General features: G+C 44.1%; 1 protein-coding gene. It reads right to left on the bottom strand.

What is annotated here, in order from left to right; genetic code table 11:
• Window positions 1–195: oxidoreductase (locus AAEY83_RS14420; protein ID WP_502945183.1), on the bottom strand; the 195-nt coding region annotated here is incomplete at its 3' end.
• Window positions 196–279 lie beyond the last annotated feature (84 nt).

The following is a 279-nucleotide window of genomic DNA, read 5'->3' as shown; positions in this document are numbered from 1 at the left end:
GCCCATGACTGAGATTTGGGTGCCTTCTGTAATAATAAGACCCGCGGATGCTCGCTGAGCATAATATTCAGCCATCATCTCATTAGCCACATTACCCGGTTGGGTTGAGCGCGAGCGCGTCATTGGTGGCATCACAATACGATTTTTTAAAGAGAGTTTACCGAGCTGTATTGGTTTAAATAGTGAATTGTTCATTCTGTATTCCTCTTTACTTGCTAATTTGGATGAGCTCAATTTGGTATCCATCAGGATCGACGATAAAGGCGATGTGGGTTGAGC

It is taken from the genome of Psychrobacter sp. TB20-MNA-CIBAN-0197, from assembly GCF_040309765.1.
Taxonomy (GTDB): domain Bacteria; phylum Pseudomonadota; class Gammaproteobacteria; order Pseudomonadales; family Moraxellaceae; genus Psychrobacter; species Psychrobacter submarinus.
This window is presented reverse-complemented; position numbering and strand designations above follow the sequence as displayed.